This window comes from Massilia frigida, from assembly GCF_011682175.1.
GTDB classification, from domain to species: Bacteria; Pseudomonadota; Gammaproteobacteria; order Burkholderiales; family Burkholderiaceae_D; genus Telluria_A; species Telluria_A frigida.
On record NZ_WHJG01000112.1, the window covers coordinates 1 to 1657 of the forward strand.

Consider the following 1657-nt stretch of genomic DNA (forward strand, 5'->3'; position numbering starts at 1 on the left):
CGGTAATTGTCAACAAAGATGTCGCGTAAAGTCATGCGGCTTGCTTTAGTATTTCTGGTTGTTCCCGTTCAGGATTTAGCCAGACCTCATCCTTCAAATTCCAGTTCCTTGTCGTGCCAGACCATCGTTCCGGTCGATGCTGTTTAGCGGCCTCGTAGACCTGCTCACGGCGTCGCAGCACCTCCGTTGCCGTACCATCATGGCGCTGCGCTGGCGTCACGAATTTCAAGCCGCTATGCTTGTGCTGGTGGTTATACCAATGCACAAATTGTCGCGTCCAATTGCGCGCGTCCTCGACGCTGTCGAACGGCTTACTCGGATAGTTCGGCCGGTACTTGCAGGTCCTGAACAATGCCTCCGCGTAAGCATTGTCGTTGCTCACACGGGGTCTGCTAAACGATGGCATGATGCCCAATTTCTCCAGCGTCGCCAGCATCGTCGCGCCCTTCATCGAACTGCCGTTATCCGAATGCAGGACCACCTCGCGTCCAGCCAATCCCTCGGCCAGACTAGCCTTGCGCAACAACAGCGCCGCCAGCTCGGCCGACTCGGCGACGTGTACCTCATGTCCGACGATTTTCCGGCTGTAGACGTCGAGCACCATGTACCAGTAGAAGTACAAACCCCGCACGTTTGTCGGCAACCATGTGATATCCCAAGCCCACAGGCGGTTCGCTTCGGTCGCGCAATGGCTCGTCACGACGCGTTTGCTTGGCTTCTTCGCCCGGCCGCGGTGATGCTGCTGTTGCTCGGCTTTCAAGATTCGATAGATCGTCGATTCCGACGCCAGGTACTCCCCACGGTCCACCAGGGTCGGCACAATCTGGCTCGGCGGGCAGCTGGCAAACTCGGCACTGTTGGCCACGGCCAGAATCTGCCGCCGCTCGTCGTCGCTGAGTTTGTTCGCCGGCGCCGTGCGCCGGCTGCCTTTGCGCCCGTCAGCCTTGCTGCCGCCATCGTCGCGCAACCAGCGCTGATACGTGCGCATGCTGATGCCAAGTTCCTTGCAAGCACTGGTGCGACGGCATTCACTTTCCACTGCTTCTTCAATCAATGCGATCACCAACTGGCGATCCGGGGTGGCCGTCAGTCTTCCTCGGGCGTTCCCCAGATCGCCTGGGCTTTTTTTCTGAGGACGATCAGCGCAGCTGTCTCCGCCAGAGCTTTCTCTTTGCGCACCAAATCACGTTCCAGTTCTTTGATTCGCTTGCGGTCTGCCTTGCTTTGCTCGCGCTCCTCGCGGCTTCGTGCAACCGGCTGCGCGTTGGCTTCCTGGCAGGCTTGGCGCCACCCAGCGATTTGTTCAACGAACAAACCCTTGCTGCGGCAGTACTCAGCCAGTTCAATCTCGCTCAGGTGCGCCGTTTCCAGCACCACGCCAAACTTATCTTTCGAGGACCATTCCTCGGCATTCTTCCCATTTCCTGGCACCGGCACTCCCTGCAATTTTAGACTTCGTCGCCAAGTATAAAGCGTCTGTTCCGAGATGCCGTTCTCGCGGGCTAACACCGACACTAACTTGTTCTGCGGCGGCATCATCTGCCTTAAAATGGATTCCTTGCGCTCTGCGGGATAACGATTCACAACATGTCTTTACTCCGCCCCCGGTGCGGTTTTTATGAATTAAATCACGCGACATCTATCCTGACACAGGGGG

1 protein-coding gene is annotated in these 1657 nt (G+C 57.5%); it reads right to left on the minus strand.

The annotated features are described in order from the left end of the window. Nucleotides 1-31: 31 nt before the first annotated feature. Nucleotides 32-1539, minus strand: a protein-coding gene (locus tag F2P44_RS34170) for an IS3 family transposase (RefSeq protein WP_187363522.1) whose coding sequence is annotated in 2 segments (ribosomal slippage) — nucleotides 32-1119 and nucleotides 1119-1539 — 1509 coding nt in all. Because the reading frame shifts where the segments join, the coding sequence is not laid out codon by codon here. Nucleotides 1540-1657: the final 118 nt, after the last annotated feature.